General features: G+C 43.4%; 18 protein-coding genes and 3 pseudogenes. 13 read left to right on the top strand and 8 right to left on the bottom strand.

Annotated elements, in window-relative coordinates; translation table 11 throughout:
• The first annotated feature begins 120 nt into the window (after positions 1 to 120).
• The 6 genes and pseudogenes from AC5590_RS12140 (at position 121) to AC5590_RS12115 (ending at position 5,640) form a co-directional block, all read left to right on the top strand.
• On the top strand, positions 121 to 1,323 hold the full coding sequence (locus AC5590_RS12140) for a phosphotransferase enzyme family protein (RefSeq protein WP_169264033.1): 1,203 nt from the start codon (positions 121 to 123) through the stop codon (positions 1,321 to 1,323).
• A 146-nt stretch (positions 1,324 to 1,469) separates the two neighbouring features.
• Positions 1,470 to 1,661, top strand: a pseudogene (locus AC5590_RS12135) (DOMON-like domain-containing protein); the annotation flags it as partial.
• 522 nt (positions 1,662 to 2,183) lie between these two features.
• Positions 2,184 to 3,701 (top strand): reverse transcriptase domain-containing protein, encoded by a 1,518-nt coding sequence (locus AC5590_RS12130; RefSeq protein ID WP_169264032.1) that lies wholly within the window; start codon positions 2,184 to 2,186, stop codon positions 3,699 to 3,701.
• Between the two features lie 82 nt (positions 3,702 to 3,783).
• Positions 3,784 to 4,110 (top strand): annotated as a pseudogene (locus AC5590_RS12125) (DOMON domain-containing protein); the annotation flags it as partial.
• Between the two features lie 149 nt (positions 4,111 to 4,259).
• The gene (gene petJ / locus AC5590_RS12120; RefSeq protein WP_169264031.1) at positions 4,260 to 4,595 is read left to right on the top strand and encodes a cytochrome c6 PetJ; all 336 of its coding nucleotides are present in this window, start codon (positions 4,260 to 4,262) and stop codon (positions 4,593 to 4,595) included.
• 106 nt (positions 4,596 to 4,701) lie between these two features.
• Positions 4,702 to 5,640, top strand: a complete 939-nt coding sequence (locus tag AC5590_RS12115) for a tetratricopeptide repeat protein (protein WP_370460626.1) — start codon at positions 4,702 to 4,704, stop codon at positions 5,638 to 5,640.
• Between the two features lie 70 nt (positions 5,641 to 5,710).
• Here the strand turns inward: AC5590_RS12115 and AC5590_RS12110 are convergent, their stop codons facing one another.
• From AC5590_RS12110 to AC5590_RS12095, 4 genes are all read right to left on the bottom strand, one after another.
• Positions 5,711 to 7,411, bottom strand: coding sequence for a tetratricopeptide repeat protein (locus tag AC5590_RS12110; protein ID WP_169264029.1), 1,701 nt, complete (start codon positions 7,409 to 7,411; stop codon positions 5,711 to 5,713).
• Between the two features lie 1,464 nt (positions 7,412 to 8,875).
• Positions 8,876 to 9,571, bottom strand: a complete 696-nt coding sequence (locus AC5590_RS12105) for a class I SAM-dependent methyltransferase (protein ID WP_169264028.1) — start codon at positions 9,569 to 9,571, stop codon at positions 8,876 to 8,878.
• 167 nt (positions 9,572 to 9,738) lie between these two features.
• On the bottom strand, positions 9,739 to 10,854 hold the full coding sequence (locus AC5590_RS12100; RefSeq protein ID WP_169264027.1) for an iron-containing redox enzyme family protein: 1,116 nt from the start codon (positions 10,852 to 10,854) through the stop codon (positions 9,739 to 9,741).
• A 275-nt stretch (positions 10,855 to 11,129) separates the two neighbouring features.
• Positions 11,130 to 12,995, bottom strand: a complete 1,866-nt coding sequence (locus tag AC5590_RS12095) for a peptidoglycan D,D-transpeptidase FtsI family protein (protein ID WP_169264026.1) — start codon at positions 12,993 to 12,995, stop codon at positions 11,130 to 11,132.
• Between the two features lie 47 nt (positions 12,996 to 13,042).
• On the opposite strand from AC5590_RS12095, the gene AC5590_RS12090 reads away from it, so the two are divergent.
• Entirely contained in the window at positions 13,043 to 13,180 is a 138-nt protein-coding gene (locus AC5590_RS12090) for a hypothetical protein (protein ID WP_169264025.1), read from the top strand.
• Here AC5590_RS12090 and AC5590_RS12085 read toward each other — a convergent pair whose 3' ends face one another.
• Positions 13,181 to 13,882 carry a hypothetical protein gene (locus tag AC5590_RS12085; RefSeq protein WP_169264024.1) on the bottom strand — a complete coding sequence of 234 codons (702 nt, stop codon included), beginning with the start codon at positions 13,880 to 13,882 and terminating at the stop codon, positions 13,181 to 13,183.
• Positions 13,883 to 14,307: 425 nt separating this feature from the next.
• On the opposite strand from AC5590_RS12085, the gene AC5590_RS12080 reads away from it, so the two are divergent.
• The 4 genes from AC5590_RS12080 to AC5590_RS12065 all read left to right on the top strand — a co-directional run bounded on the left by AC5590_RS12080 (position 14,308) and on the right by AC5590_RS12065 (position 18,858).
• Positions 14,308 to 14,607, top strand: coding sequence for a hypothetical protein (locus AC5590_RS12080; protein WP_246162566.1), 300 nt, complete (start codon positions 14,308 to 14,310; stop codon positions 14,605 to 14,607).
• A 337-nt stretch (positions 14,608 to 14,944) separates the two neighbouring features.
• Positions 14,945 to 15,262 carry a hypothetical protein gene (locus AC5590_RS12075; protein ID WP_169264023.1) on the top strand — a complete coding sequence of 106 codons (318 nt, stop codon included), beginning with the start codon at positions 14,945 to 14,947 and terminating at the stop codon, positions 15,260 to 15,262.
• Positions 15,263 to 15,619: 357 nt separating this feature from the next.
• Positions 15,620 to 17,905: a 1,4-alpha-glucan branching enzyme gene (gene glgB / locus AC5590_RS12070; RefSeq protein WP_169264022.1), complete on the top strand. Its 2,286-nt coding sequence runs from the start codon at positions 15,620 to 15,622 to the stop codon at positions 17,903 to 17,905.
• Positions 17,906 to 18,111: 206 nt separating this feature from the next.
• Complete coding sequence (locus AC5590_RS12065) at positions 18,112 to 18,858, top strand: thioesterase II family protein (protein WP_169264021.1); 747 nt, start codon at positions 18,112 to 18,114, stop codon at positions 18,856 to 18,858.
• Positions 18,859 to 18,865: 7 nt separating this feature from the next.
• On the opposite strand, the gene AC5590_RS12060 is transcribed toward AC5590_RS12065, so the two are convergent.
• The gene (locus AC5590_RS12060) at positions 18,866 to 19,510 is read right to left on the bottom strand and encodes a sigma-70 family RNA polymerase sigma factor (RefSeq protein WP_169264020.1); all 645 of its coding nucleotides are present in this window, start codon (positions 19,508 to 19,510) and stop codon (positions 18,866 to 18,868) included.
• Between the two features lie 122 nt (positions 19,511 to 19,632).
• Here AC5590_RS12060 and AC5590_RS12055 point away from each other — a divergent pair, with 122 nt between their 5' ends.
• Entirely contained in the window at positions 19,633 to 20,367 is a 735-nt protein-coding gene (locus tag AC5590_RS12055; protein WP_169264019.1) for an HAD family hydrolase, read from the top strand.
• A 173-nt stretch (positions 20,368 to 20,540) separates the two neighbouring features.
• Positions 20,541 to 20,726: a hypothetical protein gene (locus AC5590_RS12050; RefSeq protein WP_169264018.1), complete on the top strand. Its 186-nt coding sequence runs from the start codon at positions 20,541 to 20,543 to the stop codon at positions 20,724 to 20,726.
• Between the two features lie 150 nt (positions 20,727 to 20,876).
• On the opposite strand, the gene AC5590_RS12045 is transcribed toward AC5590_RS12050, so the two are convergent.
• Together AC5590_RS12045 and AC5590_RS12040 are read right to left on the bottom strand one after the other, a co-directional pair.
• On the bottom strand, positions 20,877 to 22,655 hold the full coding sequence (locus tag AC5590_RS12045) for a hypothetical protein (RefSeq protein WP_169264017.1): 1,779 nt from the start codon (positions 22,653 to 22,655) through the stop codon (positions 20,877 to 20,879).
• 77 nt (positions 22,656 to 22,732) lie between these two features.
• Positions 22,733 to 23,344: pseudogene (locus AC5590_RS12040) on the bottom strand (nSTAND1 domain-containing NTPase); the annotation flags it as partial.
• Between the last annotated feature and the right edge of the window lie 39 nt (positions 23,345 to 23,383).

Here is a 23,383-nt window from a genome sequence, read left to right as displayed (position 1 = left end):
TCCCGCAGGGTACTTTAGTTCAAGGCGTACTCAGGGGAAGGTGCAAGATCTGAGTTAAGCTACGATATCTCGTATTGCCTCGTGCAATGACGTGGGGAGTCGCGCAGGTTAAAGACGAAGATGACAGAAGAACTCAAGACACAGAATACAGACAATCTTTTTGCTATTGCCAAGCAATTTACCCTACAAGGGAAGGTTACGGACGTCCAATCTTTGGGAAGTGGTAATATTAACGATACTTTTTTAGTGAGTCTAGATTCTCCAGAGGAACAGCATTTTGTTCTGCAACGCATCAACACACAGGTATTTCGTCAGCCACAACTGATTATGCAGAATATGCGTACCTTCACTGAGCATATTCATAAACGGCTACAAAATGCAAGTCTCAGCCGCCGCTGGGAAGTACCTCGGGTGTTGTTAACCAAGGATGCTCAAGATCACTGGAGAGATGCTGACGGTGAGCAGCGCGTTGGACGGGTTCCCCGGCTTGTAGACGCCCGGAGGGCGGCTTCCCGCAGGGTAGCGACTGCGAACCCGGAGGGTTCGTTCTGGCGGGCAATCAGTTTCATTGAAGGCGCACAGTCTTTCGACACGATGCACGATAAGTCACACGCCCAAGAAATTGGTTATGCTCTGGGGATGTTCCACAATCTTATCAGCGACTTGCCACCAGAAAAACTGGCCGACACCCTAGAAGGGTTCCACATTACGCCGTTGTACCTGAAGCAGTACGAGGAAGTTCTGGCGAAAACTAGTCCGCGCCAATCGCCGGAGGTGAATTACTGCTTGCAATTTGTGAGCGATCGCACTAACGTCGCACATGTCCTTGAAAATGCCAAAGCCACAGGTAATTTACCACTGCGCCTGATGCACGGTGATCCAAAAATCAATAACGTTATGTTCGACACTGCAACCCAGCAAGCCGTGAGTGTGATAGACCTCGACACTGTTAAGCCAGGTTTGGTACATTACGATATTGGCGATTGTTTGCGATCGGGCTGCAATCTCGCTGGAGAAGAAACTGAACAGTGGGAAAGCGTTTCTTTCGATACTGATTTGTGTCAGGGAATTCTACAGGGCTATCTCTCTGTGGCAAAGGCGTTTCTCACCGAGAATGACTATGCTTACATATACGATGCAATCCGTCTGATTGCGTTTGAGTTGGGACTGAGATTCTTTACTGACTATTTAGCAGGAAATGTCTACTTCAAGGTGAAACACTCAGAACACAACCTTGCGAGGGCGCTTGTCCAATTTCAACTCACCCAAAGCATCGAATCTCAGGAAACAACGATTCGCAACATCATTCAGGATATGAAATGAGCAACCAGACGTTTTCTTTGCAACCCTTTCCTTCTGCTGATACTCAGTTATTACCTCACCCCGTCCTTACGGACACCCCTCTCCTTAATAAGGAGAGGGGCAGGGGTGAGGTTTTGATTAATAAGGAGAGGGGCAGGGGTGAGGTTTTGAACCCTACTTCGTGTGAACCAATATCTAATTTAAAGATTACAGGCAATATCGCCCGACAAGCGAATCAATTCACCATCCAGTACGCCCTTGTTGGTGATTTGAAAGAAGTTGCAATTCCTACACCATCAGACACACCAGCACGAAAGCACGAACTGTGGAAAGACACCTGCTTTGAGTTCTTCCTTGGGTGCGACTCGTTGATAGCCTAATTCATAAGTTATCCAACCTCGCAAGAGGTTGAACTTCAATCAAAATGAGGGTGAAAGCCCCTCCCCTCAAACTCAGAGGTGACTCTAATGTCCACACCGAGTAAGCTCGGAATCTTACAGAGTGAAGCTGGACATAATGCGCAATCAGACATCGGTTATGCGGTGACACTGGCGCTAACAGGAGTGTTCATGGTGAAACTGAACCTAAGAAAGCAACCCAAGTACGAGCAGGACATAAGCTAGACCTGACTTTATTAGAGACAATCCCGCTGATACATCCAAGGGTAAGCAGCATGAGTAAGGGATTCTAATGGTTGAAAGGGTTACACCTAAAAACACAAAACAATTTTGATTGAGGAACGAGGAAAAACGGGTTAAGGGTCTCAAGGAAAGGTCGAAAACCTTGGGTAAGTAAGACGGGATACCGAACTCCCTTAACACGGGTAGGATGCAACGTAACTGTTGCAGGATGTTCAGAAATACACAACGAGGTAGTAGAGCATGATTGGGCACAGTGACGGCACTAGTGAATCTTGGAAAAATCAACCGTGGAAACAATACCGCGCTGATTTATTTCGCCTACAAAAACGGGTGTATCAAGCAGTTAGAGCAAATGACCTGCTAAAAACGCGGTCTTTACAAAAACTCATTCTGAATTCTAAAGCCGCAAGAATGCTTGCTATTCGACAAGTAACACAGCTCAACACTGGTAAAAAGACGGCGGGTATTGATGGCAAAAAGTCCCTTAATTTTAAGGAACGCTTTGAACTTGAAAAACGACTCTCTAAGCACGTTCACAAGTGGCATCATAGCAAACTACGGGAAATTCCGATTCCAAAAAAGGACGGGAAAACCCGGATTCTTAAAGTCCCCACTATTGCTGACAGGGCTTGGCAATGCTTAGCCAAATACGCACTAGAACCAGCACATGAAGCAACTTTCCACGAACGGAGCTATGGTTTTAGACCTGGTAGAAGTGCACACGACGCACAAAAAATCCTGTTCAACAACCTTCGCTCTTATGCAAATGGAAAGGACAAGCGAGTCATAGAGCTAGATATTGAAAAATGCTTTGACAGGATTTGCCACACCGCTATCATGGAAAGATTGATAGCCCCTAAAGGTGTAAAACTCGGAATTTTCCGATGTCTAAAAGCAGGAACACATCCCGACTTTCCAGAACAAGGAACACCACAGGGTGGAGTTGTAAGTCCGCTACTAGCCAATATCGCGCTTAACGGTATAGAGGATATTCATTACTCAATTCGGTACGCCGATGATATGGTAATAATCCTCAAACCAAAAGACAAAGCTGAGAAAATACTTGAAAGAATTAGCACATTCCTAGCAGAAAGAGGAATGAAGGTAAGTGAAAAAAAGACCAAAGTTACAGCAACGATAGAAGGCTTTGATTTCCTAGGATGGAATTTTAAAGTACAGAAAAATGGAAAATTCAGAAGTGTCCCATCAGTGGATAACTTCAGAACATTCCGCAAGAAAGTAAAAGCCATTGTCAACTGCTCCAATTATGGTTCTAGTGAAAAAGCTGAAAAGCTGGCTCCACTAGTTAGAGGATGGAGAAACTATCACCAATTTTGCAAGATGGATGGATCAAAGTTCTCACTTTGGCACATAAATCATAGAGCATTCAGAGTATTCAACAAGGAAAAGAAAAATAGCAAAGAATTGAGCACAAGCTTAATAAAGAAAGCTTTTCCAGCCGTCCCATACTCAGAAAATGCCTACATAAATGTAAAAGGTAATAAATCCCCATTCGACGGAGATTTAATCTACTGGAGTGAACGCAACAGTAAATTATACACAGACGAAACCTCTAAAGCTCTAAAGAAGCAAAACCATACATGCGGGTACTGCAAGCTCAAAATGACTGAAGGTGAAAAAGTCCACCTACATCACGTAGATGGTAACCATCAAAACTGGAAGCCCAAAAACCTTCTAGCAGTCCACGAAAGCTGTCACGACTATATCCACATGGGCAAAAGGGAACAACAACCCTAAGAACATCTAGGAGCCGTATGCACGGAAACGGGCACGTACGGTTCTGTAGGAGAGGGGCGAAGGATAGTACCTTCCCTCGACTCTAACTGTCAAGAATTCTGATCGGTATTGGGAATTCAATCTCTCCCCAGCTGGAGACTGGAATGTCTATCGCTTTGAAGCGTATCGTCAAGGAATGCAAGAAGAAACAGCTTTTACAACACTCCCGTTTCATGTTGAGTTTCTATCGGACAGTTTCACACTTGAGTTGGATGTCAATTTAGATAAAATCATCCCAGCAGAGCAAGCCCTTGAAATTGCGATCACCACCGTCATTAAATATAGAAATGAAGTGTCTTACTGGGCGTTGACTCATCGAGGAACTGAGGCTGACTTTCACCGAAGAGACAGTTTCATCATTGCGTCTTGAAATTAAAGTTAAAATTTCGTGAAGTTTTTCGATATTGGCAGTCATTTTGTAGTAGCCAAGTTTGACAGCCTGTCGTTTGACAAAAACTGCTGGAAACATCAAAATTATGGTGATTCTTAAAGAATATGCCTTTTCACAGAGAACACGGGATGAAAAAGATTTTTTCAGTATTGTTGTTGGTGATGGTAATTTTTACCTTTGCCTTCAATTCTCCAGCTCTTGCAGCAGACGCTGCTAAGGGAGCTAAACTCTTCAGTGCCAATTGCGCTCAGTGTCATGCGGGCGGGAAGAACCTAGTTAACGCTGCCAAAACCTTGAAAAAAGAGGCTTTGGAAAAGTTTGGCATGTACTCAGAAGAAGCTATTATCGCCCAAGTGACAAAAGGTAAAGGTGCCATGCCCGCCTTCAAAGGTCGTTTGAAACCTGAGCAAATTGAAGATGTAGCAGCATATGTGCTCGGACAAGCTGATAATGGTTGGAAGTAAAAATAAGTACTAGTTGTCTAAATACAAGCATCAGCTTAATAGGTAGGGCATTTGCCTTACCTACTATTTTGTTCTGCTAGCAATGTGAGACATTCTTATGAATCGCCTGAATCGCTGTTTTCGATTCACGCTTGAGTTTGGTGTTGCTGTGGTACTTGTTTATTTTGTGCTGATTTCACCAATACACTTATCAGCTACAGCCAGCACCCAAGTCATAGGGGATGACTTCTTTAAGATGGGAGTCAAAAATGTGCTGAACGACAACTATCAGCAAGCTATCAAAGATTTCACTCAAGCAATTGAGCGCCAGAGCAGTTTTGCTGCGGCTTATAGTAATCGATGTTTCGCTTATCTTCAATTAGAAGATTATCAGAAGGCGGTAGCAGATTGCAACCAGGCGATAAAAAATGCACCAAACGGTGCTGAGGCTTACGTGAACCGTGGACTTGCCCAGTACAGACAGGGAAATTATCCGGCTGCGATCGCTGATAATAGTGAGGCGATCGCACTCAAACCCTATGATTTCCGAGCCTACTATAACCGAGGGATTGCCAATGCTATGTTGGGAAATCACCAACAAGCAATAGCAAACTATAATTCAGCCTTAAGTCAAATTTCTCCCTACCCTAGTCCTCTACTTGCGGATATTTACAATGACAGAGGGATATCTCGTTTCCAGTTGCAAGATTTCCCAGCAGCCAACTACGACTTTTCTCTAGCAATTCGTCTTAATCCTCAGGATTATAGAGCTTACTTTAACCGAGGTTGTATTGCTGGCAAAAATGGAGATAACAAAAGTGCCATTCAGGATTTTACTGAGTCACTGAAGTTGAATCCTAACGATGCTCATGCTTATTTTAACCGAGGTATAGCTTATCATGAGCTAGGTTATGAACAGGCTGCAATACCGGACTTACAAAACGCGGTTAAATATTTTGCAACCTTGGGACAAACCACCTTATACGAAAAAACTTTAGCTTTGTTGAAGAATTTACGGCAGGAACTTCTATTTTTATCAGAAATTGCTCTTGTTTCATTTTGGTGAGCTTTTCTTAGGTGAGAAATTAAGTTGAGAGAGTTTTTCGATTGAAAAACCCTCTCAACTTAATTTCTACTTACATCTGTTCGCTAGAAAGCTTAGGTAGTTGCTCAATAGCTTTTGACCAAACTCTTTTGTAATCTTCAATTGCGCCGCTATAATCTTTGAGCTTAGAGCGGGCGTTACCCCGGCTAATATAAGCTTTAGCATCGTTAGGATTGAGCTGTAGAAAGTGGGTGTAATCTTCAATTGCACTATGGTAGTCTTTTTGCCGAGAGCGAGCATTAGCTCGATTGATGTAAGCTTCAGCATAGTTGGAATTCAATTTCAGACACTGAGTGTAATCTTTAATTGCGGTAGTGTAATCTTCTAACTCACAATAAACATTGCCTCGGCTAATGTAAGTCTTAGCATCATTCGGATTTATCCACAAGCACTGAGTATAATCATCGATTGCACCAGTGTAATCTTTGAGTAGAAAACGAGCATTTCCCCGGCGGACATATGCTTGTGGATCGTGAGGATCCATCTTCAAAGATTGTGTGTAATCCTCGATCGCGCCACTATAATCATTCAAATCACAACGAGCATTACCCCGTTGAATATATAACTTGGCTTGATCAGAACTTAGTAACAGAGTAGCGGTACTTTCTTCAGGCTGATATTGGGTGTGACTTAAGGTAACGTAACCTTCCGCATCGTCAGAATTAAATGGCAGATACTGGATGCTATCCTCAAATGTGTTACTGTCATTTTCCAAGATAGAGTGAGTGTGAGTCTGGCTGATATTGATATCAGTGTCCATATCCATATCACTGGAATGGATTTCCAAATAATGGGTGTGTTCTACAACTGCTTCTTTTTTTTCAACTTCAGAGTAAGTAAACCCCATATCACCAGCAATCAAATTGTTAGGTAGGGGATGCATGGCGTTACTATAATCTGCAACTGCTCCTTTGTAGTCTCCTAACTCAAAGCGGAGTAACCCCCGATTTTGGCGAGCTTCAACATCGTTAGGATTGAATTGCAGATACTTATCAAAATCTATCATTGCACCTTGGTAGTCTCCTACCTTTTGACGGGCAAGCCCTCGGTTATAGTAAGCCTTAAAGCCGTTGGGATTGAGCCTCAAGAACTCGTTAAAGTCTAGAATGGCTCCTTTGTAGTCTCCTTTTCGAGCCTTTTCTTCTCCTCGGCGGTAGAAGACTTCAATAAAATCCTGTTGCTGACGAAGTTGTTCTGCTGCCTGCTGTTGTTCAATTATAGTATGTGATAAATTTATCGCATGACGCCGCAACTCAAATTGTGCCATCACCTGACTACTCAATACCCGTAGTGATTCCACCTGTTCCAGACTCAAATCCCGAGGCATAATATCAATGACGCATAGCGATCCAAGCCTAAATCCCTCAGGTGTAATCAGGGGTGCGCCAGCGTAGAAACGAATGTTCGGATCACCTAGTACCAAAGCGTTTGTTGCAAACCTAGAGTCTGCCAACGCATTTCTGACGATTAATGGTTTCTCCTGCAAAATAGTGTAGGCACAGAATGCAAGATCCCGACTTGTTTCAGGTGCTGTTAAACCTACCTTCGATTTAAACCACTGCCGACTCCCATCAATAAGGCTAATGATCGCAATTGGAGTATGACAAATTTGTGCAGCGAGGAAGGTTAAATCGTTGAAGACTTTTTCGGGATGAGTGTCAAGAATTTGATACTGGCGCAATGCATTGAGTCTATCCAATTCATTGTTAGGCAGTGGGGGTTGTGAGTTCATCTTTCTTTGATAGATCTTCAAACGTTGGTTTTTGGAAAAATGTATCTTATCAATAACAGGTAGTTTTATCTAAGTGGTATTCTGCTTATCCAGTAATTAAAGACACTCAATTTTCTTGTGCAATGCGAGTGAAAAAGCCCTTTGAACTGGCTAATTACTGGCTGCTAAAGCGGTTACAGTCAATATCCTGTTAAAAACCAGATTCAAATTGTGACTCATTTAAAATTTCGTATATAACATTCTGTGTATCCGAAATCACACTAATTGATCATGATAATTAATAATAAAATTATTACATCTACTTTTAGATATATTTTCTAGAGCGCCGGTACATTAATCCCAAAAACCCGGTTTCTTCGAGTTGAGCATACGATCTATCAAGTTTTCCGACAGAGAGAAACCAGGTTTTTTGCCTCCTTTTTGACTGTACCGGCGCTAAGAGCGGAAATGATCTTTTTGTTTCATGCTCAATCAGAACAGAAGATTTAGTACCTAGACAATGGGGACACTTACACGTTTGAGATATCTACAAATCAATAACATTGACATTTACCCCGATTTATGCAAAACTTTTTTACATCTAGCAGGTAACTTGATCGGCTGACTTTGGTATTTACCTTACTAAGTATAAATGAATTAACTATGAATGCTAATAAAATTCCTAGATAAATGTTTGAAAAAATTTATGGTTTTCCTAGAAGAGTACTTATTAAAAAGTATTCAGTTAGTCCTAAAACGTCTGAAGAATACGATTTTCCGGATAACTATTATTTGTATCTAGAATTGCCGAAAAATGCCCCTCGCTCTAAACCGAGAGTTTTTTCTAAATGATGCTTTTGAGCAACAATCATTTTCATAATTGAATCTAAAATGTGATAATGGTGCTCTTTGCAAGTACCAGCACGCTGTGACCGAAACGATTTTAGATTTTAGATTTTAAATTTTAGATTGGGGTTAGTCGGTACAAGCCTCGTCCCTGTCTCCTTCACCAGACGCTACGCGTTCGCTCGATTCGTGCGCTTTGCGCATACGGCAAGCTCAGGGCAAGCCTTTTAGGACGAAATTAATTCTTCAATCCCAAATCCGGCAATTTTAGATTTTAGATTTGCGATTAAAGAATTGGGGATTGAGTTTTTTCGTTACAAACCCTAATCCGGTAATTTTTCATCCAAAATTTAAAATCTAAAATCAAAAATTCGAGTCACCTTTAGGGTGGAGTCAATCCAAAATCCAAAATCCAAAATTGGCTGACTACCTAGGAGTTGATCACAGTGAAGAGCAATGCTGAATTTTCAAGTAAGTACGTCGGTATATATATGATAAGTTGGACATTTATTGCTATACCCTCGATACATGAAATCATCATCTTTATTTTTTGTGAAAAAACTTCTTGAAGCAGGACAGAAATACTTCAAGAAGTTTTTTTACTATGAAATATGTTGAGAAAATTTTCCACAGTCTATTTTACAGACTTGTCATGACTTGAGCTAACTCATTAGATAAATCAACCTTAGATTCTTGAGACTTTTGAAATAAAACACCAGCTAAAAAGTAATAATCGCCAGAATAGAAAGCCATTTTGTTTTTTCGTAATTCCTCTATGTGTTTTTTAACTTTTGGCTCAGAGCTATAGTAGCCAAATTGCAAAGGTAAAACCACGAAATTCTTTACAGAGTAACCGTTGGCTCTTGCGTGATGAATTGTACTTTCTGGGTTAGAAAAGCTAGAGACTAAAAGTAATACATTGTCATAACCTAATGATAAGAGTTCGTTGGTAACTGTTGCTCCATCTTCTCCACCAAATAACAAAGGTATATAAATATCATTATCTGGTGCTGGGAGATAAGGTGGATTAGCTACTAGATACTCTGCTTCTCGTTGAGAAGAATCAAACAAACTGGAATTAGAGATGATGTATTTATGACCAAGATTATATTCATCTATCGTTGAATTAGCGGCTTTCCAAGCAGAAGGATTTAATTCAAATCCGTGTATCACACCATCAAACCTGTTTTTCAAGAGTGAATTAATAACAGGACTGCCATCTCCGGAGCCAAATTCAACAACACATTCCGATTTTTTACAATTTCTCAAAACCAAGTTTTCCAAGCAACTGGAATAGAAATTAGATTCTTCTGGGCAAGAAAAGATGTCTTTCATTTGACTTTCACTATCTGTAGATTACGATTGTTATAATGGGCAGTAAGGAGCCTAAAAGCTATTTGCAAAAAGGCAAGCACAAACTGTTCCTAAGCCAAGCAATTGATGACTAAAGAAATAGTTTGCTCTTAGGTAAAAACCAATGAGTTTCTAACTTTTAAGATTTCTTACATAGATGAGGCTACTTGTTCTGCTTCACGTATTGATTGGACAACAGCAATAGCCGCGCGATCGCCCATCAGCTTCTCCTGGTCGTACCCCAACACTAGTTCCCACGCCTCATTAGGATACATTTGGGCTAAAGGTAAAGCCACATCATCCAACATCCAGCGTCCGTGGCGTTCATCTTCCCGAATGTGCAACTCCCAATAACCCATCGCTGCGTCAGACAGTCCAAGTCTTTGTGCTGCAGCAAGATAGTTTCTATAAGCCGCAGGTCCTGCCACCTCGAAATAGGTCAACCCACCACTATACCGTAGGAAATGACGCTTGCACTCAGTCAGTAGAAAGTTATGATTAGCACATGCTAGAACTTCCCAAGGAACTAAATCGAAATATCCTTCTGGTTCAGTGTTCATCCCAAATTCAGTCAGCATTTGGGCAAAAAATGTAGAGTGCTTGCGAGAAAAACGACCGTTGCCGTACTCTTCCAACAGGACTCGCACCAAAGTACACTGTACTTGATTAGCAGCGCCACCCAGAATGCGGGAAAGACGACTACCTTCCACTAAACCGTCAAACGAGCCAATAGCCAGTAAGTGACGGTAGCCAGCCTCGCTCATTTTCTCCCGGATGTAGCGACTGTCTTCTGATAAAGGCGGTTCTAAATCGTAAGCACCACGCTCAATGAGAGCTTGCTTTACATCTAGTTGTTGCAACGCAGCCACATCGATTTGTCCAAGTTCCCACTCTTGCCAAGCTGTCTCAATTTGGTCACGTACCTTGTACAAGTAAGGAGAACGCTCGTTTACGTAGTGGCTTAGATCATCGTACCAAAACAGATTCAATCGATTAATGCGATATAGTATGCGTTGGAGAAAACGATGAGCTGCATCATCACCAGCACCATTTTGATAAGCAGCAGAAATCGCTACATCGAGTGTGTGTTCAAACTCGTTCTTCTGTGAGGGATCTGCATCTAGTTTTTTGTCTAAGTTTTCTGTTGCTAGCAGTTCTATAAATTGCTGCTCAGCAAGCTCGTAATTTATACTTGTTTCTTCTTTGATACGCGTACTTTTTGCTTCAACCTCGGCGAGAGGAGATATCACTAAATTGCTTTGCATGGAAGATTTTGCTAGTAAAGGCTGGCATGAAATTATTTCAGCGTCTACTATCTAGATTTCCATTAAGTCAATTTAAGTACCTCTCCCGTGAGTGATAAAGAAAAATTAAGTTTATGATCAAAAATTCAGTATACAGGCATACAAAAATCTGGAGATGGGGAGATTCAAAATTTTGAATTTTGAATTGATATGTCTGCTTGTCACGCCAGTCCGCAAGGGCGGAGGACACCGGAGCAAGGGACAAATCTTGGCACAAAGGCTGGCTCCGCTTTTCTTTAACGCGGACTGGTAGGTGTTTGATTGGCAGGTATTTGAGTCATTGGTTTACTTGGTGGAATTTGTTCAATAGTAATCAGTGCTTCCATCACTGACTTAGCAACGGGTGCGGCTACAGTACTACCATAAGCATTTTGACCCCTGGGATCATCAATCAACGCCAACACAACATAGCGGGGAGATTCCACAGGTAAAATACCCACAAAGCTGGTGATTTTAGCTCCGATAATGTAACCACCAGCGCGACTAGCTTTTTCGGCTGTGCCAGTTTTGCCTGCGATGCGATACCCTGGAATTTGTGATGCTTTTCCTGTTCCGTCATCAACCACAGTTTCCATCATCTCTACAACTTTTCGCGTAGTCGCATATGAGAAGATTTGACGCGGTGCAGGTCGATTCGGTGAGTAGTGGATCTGTCCTTTGGCATCTACCAATCCCTGGACTATGTGGGGTGTGACCAATTTACCCCCATTAGCTAAAGCACCAAGCATTTGCACCAACTGCAACGGTGTCAACGAAAAGCCTTGACCAAAAGAGGTCGTTGCTGGTTCAACTGGTGTAGCAAGAAATTCTTGCTGGCTTTTGAGCTGACTGCTAACAGTGAAGGGTAAATCTGTATCAACGCTTTGCCTTAAACCCAAACGTTCCAACCAACCGTAGTAGACAGAGGGTTCCATTCTTTGGATAATTTTCACCATGCCTATATTACTGGAGTGCTGCAAAATCTGAGCGATGTTTATTCGCCCGTAACGTTTGTTTTCGGCATTCCTGATTGTTCTGTCACCTACTTGAATGTAACCAGGGTCTTTAAACATATCTTCAGGTTTAATAATGCCAGCTTCCAAACCAATAGCTACATTCAAAGGTTTGAAAGTTGAACCTGGTTCATAGAGATCTGCTACTGTCCAGTTTTTAAATAAAGAGATATCGGCTTTAGAGTATTCGTTTGGATTATAGGTGGGCTGAGAAACCAAAGCAAGTAGCGAACCATCCCACGCATCCATAACGATCACCGCCCCTCGTTTTGCTCGGTACTTTTGTATTTGTGCCTTAAGAGCAAAGCGGGCAACTCTTTGTAGACGGCTGTCTATAGTCAGTTGTAGTCGCAGATCATCAGAATTGAATAAACCGTCTGGAGCATAATCTGGCATCAGCGACCCGTTACCTGTTCTGCTGAGCCGTACCATATTCATAGAACGTTCTAGCAACTTCTCTTGGCTGTACTCCACACCAGCCTGACCACGACGGTCAAGATTAACATAACCTACTACTTCTGCAGCTAAATCCTGCTGTGGGTATAATCGGGAGTATTTTTGAATTGACTCTAGACCATTGAGATGTAGTGAAGAAATACGATCTGCAATTTCTTCGCTTAAGGCAGTAGTAAGTGTAATACCGCTTTTTTTGCTGTCAAACTTTTTTTCTAATTCATCAGCATCTTGATCCAGTATTGGCGAGAGCAGTTCTGCCATCTGGTTGTTAGACTTTTCAAAAAGTTTGGGATGAGCATACAAAGTATATACCGGACGGTCAATTGCCAGCAAATCTTTATTGCGATCCACTACTGGGCGACGGGGTATAAAAGGTCGCAAATTCACCATTTGTTGGTTTCGCGCCTTTTCTGTTAACTTTGCTCCCCGGATAATTTGTAAATTGTATAAGTTAACACCCAATCCAAACCCCGCTGCAATGAGAAAGCTCCAAACAATGAGAAGTCTAAATTTTATGTTGGGTGGTTGCTCTTGCGTGGAGTCAGCAAGTTTGTTATTCGACTCTAGTCTCGAACCCTTCTGCTGTCGCTTCTTAAATGATGGTTTCGGAAAGTTAAAGTTTTTTAATTTTGTTCTGCTTGATGATTTTGGCATGAAAATAGTCCTTTGTCCTTTGTCTTTTGTCTTTTGTCTAAGTACCAATGACTAATGACAAATGGCAAATACAGCAGAATTCAGCAAGTCGTGAGTCAGCAAGTCCTGAGTCAGAAGTAAAAATGGCTTTGGGCCTGACTTTTAGACAAGACCGTTGTACCTCAATTACTTGCAATGCGCTGTAACTAATACCCCAGTGGATTCGGGGTGTGCTGTTGTATTTCGGAATTTGGTGCTGTGGTGGGTACTGAGTTAGACTCAACAGGTGCTGGATTCAAGAAAATCATTTTATCAGGAGAAGGCGATACGAGTTTGGCAGGTGGACGTTCTGCTTCTTGTGCCATTTTGTTTTTTAGTACCTCGTTAGTAGTCATCAATTGGCGCTCATGGCGTTGCAAGTTTTGCATTTTACGGTATCCTTGACTCCAGAGTTGTTGAGAATACACAGTCCAACCATAAACCACAAGTGTTACACTTACCAGTGCAAACGCCATAATTGAAGAATAACGATGTAAAGTATAGAACCGCAGCAGCCAGGAAGGTACGGTCTCAGCAGATGGCATCACGGGCACAGTAGACGCTTTTTGTTTGCTGGGATCTGACAGTGATGTTGTTGTCTGTTTCTTGGCACTAGAAGCTTCCCTTGCGAGTTCCTGTAGAGAGGGTGACGATTTTTTTGACGAAGCCCTCTGTTTTTTGGTTGATACTGGTGTAGACACAGCAGGCAGATCAACTTTTGAAGTTTTTAACTGCTTTGCCTCTGGGGCTTTTTCAGGTTTGGCGGACGCTTTTTTTTGTTGAGTAGGGCGACGTTTTTTGCGACTTGTCACTTCTGTTGGGAGCCTACCGCCCGTCGCGGAAACATCTGATTTACGTGCAACAGCCATAATTGTTTGTAATTTTTGGATTATGAGACTTTACTGTATGATCATTGTCTGTTTTTACTCTTGTTATTATTGCCGATCAGACAATAACCACAAATAACACCATTAACTCGGTCAATATATTGTGATAGGTAGGCGCACTAATCTTTGTATCCCTAAGAAACATGGCTTCCTAAAGAAATTTAGATTTCTTGATAGTTTTGGAATCAACCCTGAATATCTTGAGTGCTCAGGTATCGTATTTAAAAGTATGACAACGCATTGTCACTATAAGCAAGAGTATGCGAATAAAATCGGAATTTTTGGTATGATATCGCGCTCCGTGACTTAATTTAGTAATGCTACCCTAAACAATTAAGTTACCCTACAATAAACTCAGGAATTTTGCTTAAATCTGTGATATCAAGTCACTTAAAAAAAGGCAACAGATGGGGTATCTTAATCAACAGACTAAAATAGTTATTGCCGCAATTGGTGAAAGAGGAGTTATGAAAGTTAAAATCGTCAGTCTTGCATTAATTCTTGGTCTTGCCGCAACTCTGGGAGCTTGTGAAGGGGGCGGTGGAGCACCCGAAGGCGGTACTCCAGGTGCTGCTACTTCATCGCCTGCTGAACCAACAGACAGTGCTACCCCTCCTGCTGGTGGTGCTGCAACAACTAGCCCTGCTGCACCTAGTGGCACTACAGCTAGCCCTAGTACTCCTGCTACGCCAGGCAAAACTCCTTAATAGCAGTCTCAAAACAGCGAAAACTTGTATTGAGCTACCATAACTGGAAAAGTGCCCAGGTACTAGCACCTGAACTTGCCAGACGCTGACAACAACTTCCCCAAGAAACCCGGTTTCATAGAGAAACCGGGTTTCTTGGCAGGTAAGCCCCTGGAAAGATAAAAATATAAGAAGTAGAAAACCAGGAGCTGTTCAAAATTCACAGCATAAAAATATGCCTCTGCTACGCTAACCGCTCACAAAAAGAAGAAACTTTCTTCGCTCAAGCATCCTGCCAGTTAACTGTACGCAACTTTGGCGCGTGAGATTAAAGCTTATGACCAGGAGTAGAGGGAAAATGAGAAAAGTGATAAAGTTTCTGCTTTTAATTGTCTGTACTAGCATATTGGTAGAGTTAAGCACTTCACGGGGAGCATTGGTCATGGCATTACCGCCAGAACAAGATTTACCAGAAGAAATATTGCGGACCCAGATTATTACAACAGCGCGATCGCCTGTTGACGGTAAGCCTCTAACTGCTGGGGAATACGCTCAATTACAAGCCCAATTACAAAATGCTCCCCCACCAAAACTCGATCCGCGAATTCAAGATCAAGTTTTTCTGATACGGCTGCGTAAGACATTGCTTCAGCTTTTCCCATTTTTAGACATTTGAAGGGTTTACCCTGAGCGGACTTGTGCTGAGCTTGTCCTGAGCGAAGCCGAAGGGCGCAGCCGTAAGCGCAAGCGCACGCCAAGGCGTTCGCGTAAGCGTGTCCCTTTGGGACTTACGCGTAGCCTCTGGTGGAGGAGATAGCAGCCGAAGGGTATGGGGATCAAACAATGAGTGCACATCATCCCACGTTCGGTAGTCACTCAACCAGTGAAGCACATTCATCCATTGGTACTCTTTCCAAGGTACGATCACTATCACAACAAAATTTGCAAAGAAATGTAAAGAATATATATAGGCGTTTTACAAAGCAAATTTACTTAATCACTTTATTCAACGAACGTAGGTAGCTGCATGTCTATGACCACGATAGCCCCAGAACAGGTTAACAGCATCGTTTGGAATCAACATCAAGATCCGTTTGAAGTACTAGGTGCCCATCCCATAGAACAGAATGGTAAAAGCATCTGGGCTGTGCGAGCCTACCTACCAAATGCAAGTCAGGCGTGGGTTATCCTTCCTGAAGAACGGAAGGAATACCCAATGGAAGCGGTGCATCATCCCCACTTTTTTGAATGCACGATAGAAACAAATGAACTGGCGAACTACCAGTTACGGATCAAAGAAGGGGAACACGAGCGAGTGATGTATGATCCTTACGCTTTCCCCTCTCCCCGCCTGACTGAATTTGATTTGCACTTGTTTAGCGAAGGTAACCATCACCGGATTTACGAAAAACTAGGAGCGCACCCCACAGAAATCAACGGTGTTAAAGGCGTTTATTTTGCTGTTTGGGCACCGAACGCCCGTAATGTGTCAATTTTAGGAGATTTCAATCTTTGGGACGGTCGCAAACACCAGATGCGTAAAGGTCAGACTGGGATTTGGGAATTGTTCATTCCCGAACTTGGTGTAGGAGAGAGTTACAAATACGAAATTAAAAACATTGAAGGACACATTTACGAAAAATCTGATCCCTACGGTTTTCAACAAGAACCCCGCCCCAAAACCGCATCCATTGTCACTGATTTGGATGCCTACACCTGGAGTGATCAACAGTGGCTGGAAAAACGGCGTAACAGCGATCCCCTCACCGAACCCCTTTCAGTTTACGAACTGCATTTAGGTTCTTGGTTACATGGATCTAGTGCAGAACCACCACTACTGCCCAATGGTGAAACCCAGCCAGTCATCACAGTTTCAGAACTCAAGCCAGGCGCACGCTTCCTAACATACCGGGAACTAGCAGAACGGCTTATTCCTTACGTTAAAGATTTGGGATACACTCACATTGAAGTGCTGCCTGTTGCCGAGCATCCCTTTGATGGCTCTTGGGGTTATCAAGTCACTGGGTATTATGCTCCCACCTCCCGTTTTGGTAGACCAGAAGACTTTATGTACTTCGTTGACCAATGCCACAAAAATGGTATTGGGGTGATTGTAGATTGGGTTCCTGCTCACTTCCCCAAAGATGGTCATGGTTTAGCGTTCTTTGATGGTACTCACCTTTACGAACACGCTGACCCCCGCAAAGGCGAACATAAGGAATGGGGTACTCTCGTGTTCAACTACTCCCGTAACGAAGTCCGAAATTTTTTGGCAGCAAATGCCCTCTTCTGGTTTGACAAATTCCATATTGATGGTATTCGCGTTGATGCTGTCGCCTCAATGCTTTATCTTGACTATTGCCGCGAAAATGGAGAATGGGTTACCAACCAGTACGGCGGTAGAGAAAACCTGGAAGCAGCAGATTTTCTGCGTCAGGTCAATCACACTCTTTTCAGCTATTTCCCTGGTATTGTCTCAATTGCCGAAGAATCCACCTCATGGCCAATGGTATCTTGGCCTACCTACACCGGAGGCTTGGGTTTTAACTTGAAGTGGAATATGGGTTGGATGCACGATATGCTGGACTACTTCAGCATGGACCCCTGGTTCCGCCAATTCCACCAAAACAACCTCACCTTTAGTATGTGGTATCACCACAGCGAGAACTACATGCTGGCACTGTCCCACGATGAAGTGGTGCATGGTAAGAGCAATATTATCGGCAAAATGCCTGGAGATAGATGGCAGAAGTTCGCTAACGTGCGTTGTTTGTTTACTTATATGTTTACTCACCCAGGTAAGAAAACCATGTTTATGAGCATGGAATTTGGACAGTGGAGTGAGTGGAATGTCTGGGGTGACTTGGAATGGGAGCTATTCCAGCATGAGCCACACCAACAGCTAAAACAGTTTTTCAAAGAGCTAAACCATCTTTACCGCTCCGAACCAGCTTTGTACACCCAAGATTTTGCCCGCGAAGGGTTTGAGTGGATTGACTGTAGCGATAACCGCCACAGCGTGGTTTCTTTTATCCGTCACGACAAGGATTCTGATGATTTCGTTGTTGTGATTTGCAACTTCACACCTCAACCCCATTCCCACTATCGCATCGGTGTTCCAGAACTAGGATTTTATACTGAGTTATTCAACAGTGATGCTCGTCAGTATGGTGGTAGCAATATGGGTAACTTAGGCGGTAAGTGGACAGACAATTGGTCATTGCACAATCATCCCTATTCGCTGGATTTATGTTTGCCACCCTTGGGAGTATTAATCCTCAAGTTAGATAAGGAGAAAACAGCACAGGTAATGGAATGATTACTCATTCGTCATGAAATCAGTGAACAGTAAACAGTAAACAGTGAACGCTTAACAGTGAACAGTGAACAACTGATAACTGATAACTGTATTTGTAGATTGGGTTGAATATATCAGAACTCACCAAACTAAGTTGAGTTTTGTTGTTCAATCCAATCTCTGTAATAACACTTAGCAGCTTGCTTATCATTCTTAATTGCTAACTGATGTTCACCTGTCCCAAGCCAAATCCTCAAGCCAAACTACGGCTATTTTGCTTCCATCATGCTGGGGGTGGGGCTTTAAGCTTTCGCCCTTGGTTAAATTATTTACCATCTTCTGTGGAAGTTTGTCTGATTGAACTACCTGGACGTGGAACGCGGATGAAGGAGGCTTTGTTTACTCAGTTTGAACCCTTAATTCAGGCGCTAGAAAAAGCCCTCTTGCCAAGCCTTAATAAACCTTTCGTCTTCTTCGGTCATAGCATGGGCGCAGCGCTTAGCTTTGAACTTGCGCGACGACTTTATCAAAATTATCGCTTGACTCCATTACATTTATATGTATCTGGTCACCGCGCTCCACAAATTCCCGATCCAGAACCACCTATTCACAATTTGCCAGAACCAGCATTCTTAAATGAACTACGCCGCTATAACGGCACGCCCAAAGAAGTACTAGATAACTCCGAACTCATGGAACTACTTCTTCCAATCCTGCGGGCAGATTTTGCTGTTCTGGAAAATTACCTCTACACTCCCTCTGCGCCATTAGATTGTTCTATTACTGCCTTCGGGGGTTTACAAGATTGGAAAGTTACTCATGAAGATTTAGCAGCTTGGCAACAACAAACTAATGGTGCTTTTTCACTACAGATGTTTCCTGGAGATCATTTTTTTGTGTACTCATCCCAGTCACTCCTGCTACAGCGGCTTTCTAAAGAACTGCATAGCTACGTTAGTAATCTGGATGTGTAAAGATTTGCTAAAATAAACCTTCATTCTCAGCAAATCTTCGTAAACGAGTCAGACACTGCCGTTGATAAAAACTACTCAAAGTGGAAACAGGCAACTTAAACTCCGCTGATAGTTCCTTCCAACTCACTTCTGGTGGCATACGTTTCAAAATTAACATTTGACAATTTACTTGCGGATGTCCTTGAATGTGTGTCTGGCGCAGTTCTCCATCAGCGTCTTTCTCTGCCCACGATCTAACGTTTTCTAAAATAGGAGGAATATCAGGTTCAGCAGCAAGGTTATCTACAGGATTAACAATTTCACTTGCTTCACCCGAGCGAGACTGATTGATACTAGCAGAAACTATTCTGGTTTGTTGTCGCTGATGATCACGGTAAAAGTCTTGCAGTCTGCGTTTGAGATAAACATTCAGCCAAGTTATAACACTACCTAAAGAAGAATCGTACCTCTGACCTGTTGTTCCTTCACAAATGTTGCGACAAAAATATAACCAAGTTTGTTGCAATGCATCCTGATAGTAAGGAGTCGTTTCCCTCCAGAGTCTGTTTGAGGTTAAGCGAATAACTCGCGTCAGCAGTTTTTGACGTTCTGGGCTTCCGGGTAGGTGTTGACAAGCTTCGTCAACTAAGCGGGATAACAGTTCCTCATCCATAGCATTTGTGGCAAAACAGCAAGCATTTTTTAGTATCACTCACAAAAGGGTTCTGGAGTATTACCCTTTGTCGCGATATTATATGCTTTGCTGCTTTATTTACTCACTTTAAGAGGTATGTTTTGGCAACTATTCAGTGTGGAAATGTGACGTTTTCCAATATCCAAGCGATTCTGTTTGACAAAAACGGTACGTTAGAAGACTCAGAAGCTGATTTACGTGCTTTCGCACAAAGAGGAGCACGGATGATAGATGCCCAAATTCCTGGAACTGGGGAACCATTGTTAATGGCGTTTGGCGTTAATGGTGATACTCTCGATCCGGCGGGTTTAATAGCAGTGGCGAGTCGTCGCGAAACAGAAATTGCTGCAGCAGCATATATTGCAGAAACTGGACGGAGTTGGTTTGAGTCGTTAACGATCGCCCGTCAAGCTTTGAACGACGCTGAAAAATACCTTGGCAATACACCTTCACCTTTGTTTGTGGGTAGTTTGGAAGTGCTAAAGTCTTTGTCGGAAACTGGATTGAAATTAGGAATTCTTTCGGCGGCGACAACTGATGAAGTGCGTGCTTTTGTCAAGCATCATCAATTAGGTGATTACATTCAACTAGAAATGGGAGTCGATAAAGGACCAAGTAAACCAGATCCAGTTTTATTTTTGCAAGCGTGCCTTGCTTTAGGAGTCGAACCAAGTACCACGCTGATGGTAGGAGATTCTGTGGGTGATATGCAAATGGCACGTAATGCCAAAGCTGCTGGTTGCATTGGTATCACTTGGGTGGGGAAGGCGGAGAATGTCCGAGGTGCGGATGTGGTGATAAATCGACTTGATGAAATTCAAGTTGTCAGTGAATGAATTGCATCTATTAACTACACTTTATCGAACTAATTATAGTTTGTAGTAAGGACTGAAGTCCTTGCTATATCAGCCAAAGAGGACTAAAGTCCTCACTACGAACTTATGAACGTTGTATTACCGGACTTGATATTATTGGGTTTTTATGCGTCAAAGCTCAAAATACCGAAACCGTGCAGCCGGTAACGCCCTCTGCACAAGCCAAGCCTTGTGGAGATCAAGTTCTGCAAGCCTGTTCTCAAGACCGAGCAGATTCGTTGCCAAACCCCTTTAAGGATGTGCCGCCGAACCACTGGGCGCTCATCGCAGTTATGAGTATCTATTACTGCGGTGCGTATACCGGGGTGCTCCCGCCTTAGCGGGTTAGACCCTATTTGCAACAGCCCCAAGCCCCAGCATCAAAGCAGCAACACTTCATCATTATGGGTAACGGAAACTTTAAGCCGAACTCCCCTTGGCGGGGGAATTTCGGAAGGCTGAAACTATTGCTATGTGGTTCATAGCGCTAATTAAAGTCCAGGCTTCTCAACTTTGCCTGGTTTGATTAAAACGCTGGCTTCTTCAAATAACCGATTCAGACTAGCGACGAACTCCTCTATCTGTGCCTTATCCATCTCGCGCCACCCATCAAATCCCAGGAGGGATGTGACAGTTTGTTGCCTAACCGGATAAAATTTAGCGATCGCATGCGTTGATACCCAGAGTCGGACTTTTCCATCCATCGCAGGCTGTCCCGAAATGATAAACAGGCATTGAGAGGAATTTCTTCGCGCAGTACATAGCAAGTGAGCCGCAGGACTAATCATCAGGTTAGTAGGCCACGGATTCAGTGTAAGATGGTGTTTCTTGGCTGCTTGTATCACCATCTGAAATTCTTTGCCAATGCCACGAGCCTCAGCCATCGCCATGAGTGGTTCTACACTCAAGCGTTGATTTTTCAGACTGGTTGTCAATTGCGTTCCGTTTGAGGAAGCAACCCGATGCGTTATTGGGGATAGTTCAGACAACTGCTCTTGCGGGGGCACAGTTGTGCGATCTGCCTTTGGCAGTAAGCTCCGCTTATCGCTTTTAGCAGTTAAGCGCTGTAGCTTTACCAACTGGTGCTGCATCTGAGCGAAACTCTTGAACAGTTGCGGGAGTCTGGCGAGTTTGCCATTAAGCTCTGGGTGCGCTAACCCGGTTTGACCACCGTTGACTGTTTCGGCAGGAGGGGTTGAGGATTCTACCTGTTGGCGTAGGGATTGGAGTTCTGCTCTGATCTGTTGAATTTCTTGCTTGAGATCGCTGGTGTCAAAGTAGGGAGGAAGTGCTGAAACCTGCTGTTGCAGTTGGGCGGTGCTTTGGCTTAACTGTTCTATTTGCTGTAGCTCCGAGCGCTGGTTAAATGCCTCTGTCAATGAGCTCATACAAGCTTGCAACTGCTGAATTTGTTGCTCTAGCCCGGTGGGGTCAAACGGTGCTGGTATTGGCGGCAGTGCTGACACATGCTCTTGCACTTGGGCGGTGCTTTGGCTTAAACGTTCTATTTGCTGTAGCTCTGAGCGCTGGTTAAATGCCTCTGTCAATGAGCTCATACAAGCTTGCAACTGCTGTATTTGTTGCTCTAGCCCGGTAGGGTCAAACGGTGCTGGTATTGGCGGCAGTGCTGAAACCTGCTCTTGCAGTTGGGCGGTGGTTTGGCGCAACTGCTGAATTTGTTGCTCTAGCCCGGTGGGGTCAAACGGTGCTGGTATTAGCGGCAGTGCTGAAACCTGCTGTTGCAGTTGGGCGGTGCTTTGGCTTAAGTCTTCTATTTGCTGTAGCTCTGAGCGCTGGTTAAATGCCTCTGTCAATGAGCTCACATAAGCTTGCAACTGCTGAATTTTCTGGTTAAAATCTTCGATTTCCTGGTTGGTGGCACTCTGGCTGGTAATCTGTTTTGTGTGGATAAGTGCTGTTTTCAGTTCCTCAATCTGTTGCTCCAGGTTAGTGGGGTCAAAGGGTGCTGGTATTGGGACAGCAGACAGAGTTTCAACTGAGGTGCGTACCGATTGCATCTGTGCTGACAGTTGCTGACCTACGTGTGTGACGCGAGTGCCCATTTCAGAGGAGACAGCAGTTATATTCTCCTGTAACGCCTGCTCAAATCGGCGTCGGTTGATCAGGCTCAGCGAGAGGGCTAAACTCAGGGGCGCAGCCGCATAGATCAGCTGCTGGGAAAAAACTGCAAATACCGACCCAGCGACAGAACCCGCTACAGAGACAGTTTCTGTTATTTCCAACCCATTGCGGTTAGTGGAGTCTTTCATTCGCTACACCCTTAGTGTTTTCTTTGCTATGATAGAAAACCTAACATATCCGCAGTCCCAGAAGAGTTGCGGAGTTTTTATAGCAAAATTCCATCCATCTTATATAATAGTGGCTTGTCTTGTGCTTGGGCAATCTCCACGGTGGAGACTTCAGAATGAGGTTGACGATCGCTGACTAACAAGTTTTGATCAATCAATTGAGTCAACACTTTTTGTTCGAGTGGATCGTTAAACTCAAATCGCATCGCCCGTCTAAGAACGGCTTTGCACTCAGTTGCCGATTCTTCATCCCCACTAATCTCAACGAGCCTCAAAAAGATGCGTTGTACGCACGTTTGCTCTTCTGTTGTCAAGTCGTTGTAAATTTTCTCAACCCGTTGGTGGAGTGCGCCCCACACGCCACCCAACTGCCGATAGGTATTGATATTGAGTGTGCGATAGCGTTTGCGTAGCGCCCCCTTCGGGGCTAGCGCTGCTGCTTTCAGCAGATCGCCAATATCGTGATTTTTAACCTCTGTTTCCCACAGTAGATTTAGTGTGTATTGCAACAACGGCAAATATCGTGCCTGTCCTTGTACATTTTTGATGATTTCCTCCACCAATCCCACCTCAAACACGACTCCATGTTGAGCCGCAGGCTGTTCGATTGCTAACCGCAACTCATCTTGTTGCATCTCAGCTATGAATGGACGATGTTTATCTGTAGCTTTTACAAGCTGGGGATAAGG

Source organism: Brasilonema octagenarum UFV-OR1, from assembly GCF_963888615.1.
Lineage (GTDB): Bacteria > Cyanobacteriota > Cyanobacteriia > Cyanobacteriales > Nostocaceae > Brasilonema > Brasilonema sennae.
This window is presented reverse-complemented; position numbering and strand designations above follow the sequence as displayed.